The organism is Phormidium sp. CCY1219, from assembly GCF_035615515.1.
Taxonomy (GTDB): domain Bacteria; phylum Cyanobacteriota; class Cyanobacteriia; order Cyanobacteriales; family Laspinemataceae; genus CCY1219.
This window is the reverse complement of the sequence record NZ_JAJENT010000014.1, coordinates 1-209: the sequence shown is the minus strand read 5'-3', so window position 1 is coordinate 209 and position 209 is coordinate 1. Positions and strand designations below refer to the sequence as shown.

General features: G+C 55.0%; 1 pseudogene. It reads right to left on the bottom strand.

The features are described from left to right. A pseudogene (locus LKK83_RS00245) lies at positions 1–209 on the bottom strand (serine/threonine protein kinase); the annotation flags it as partial.

Genomic DNA, 209 nt, shown 5'->3' with positions numbered 1-209 from the left:
AATAACGCGATCGCCTTTTCCAATAGTTGCGGGTTGCTGCTCATTCCGCCACTGGGTGCAAACTGTTTGACCACGCAAACTGCATCCCGTCGGTCTGTGTCGCTGGCTAAATAGGTTCTGCCAAATCCACCGCTTCCCAGGGGGCGCTCGATACGATAGCGATCGCGCAATATCGGCGTCAGTTGCGTGCCGCAGCGGTTGCAATATTT